The organism is Mesorhizobium sp. M1E.F.Ca.ET.063.01.1.1 (assembly GCF_003998155.1).
In the GTDB taxonomy this organism is placed as follows: domain Bacteria; phylum Pseudomonadota; class Alphaproteobacteria; order Rhizobiales; family Rhizobiaceae; genus Mesorhizobium.
Map to the genome: position 1 here is coordinate 1 of NZ_RZSC01001659.1, position 423 is coordinate 423.

The 423-nt window shown below is 61.7% G+C and carries 1 pseudogene; it reads left to right on the plus strand.

Features of this window, described 5'->3' with window-relative positions:
- Window positions 1–423, plus strand: a pseudogene (locus EOA29_RS40290) (hypothetical protein); the annotation flags it as partial.

A 423-nucleotide genomic window follows, 5' to 3' on the forward strand; every position in this document is an offset into this window, starting at 1 on the left:
TGCTTCCTGGATGGACACCTACGGGCTGTCACCGATCCACCATGAGAATTTCGACTGGACGACGCTGAACGCCACCAACAAATACGCGCAGAAGATCAACGGCATCTGGTACAAGAAGGGCTCAGACTGGGGCGAGCAGGAAGGCCAGATGCTCACTCGCTTCTCGCTCTATCGCGACATGAAGGTGGTCACCAGCCACGAGCGCATCGTCGGCTCCAAGCGTGTCGTCTGCGACGAATACCGCTCCAACCACACCTGCAAGCGCAGCCACGACGAATACGACTACAACGACACCTATGGCCCGTTCGCCAGCTGGCAGGGCTGCGTCGAGGTCAGGCCCTACCCCTACAACGTCAATGACGCGGCGGCCTCCGGCGGCCCCAACAACACCGGCACCGGCGTCGGCGACCCGGCGACCATGTT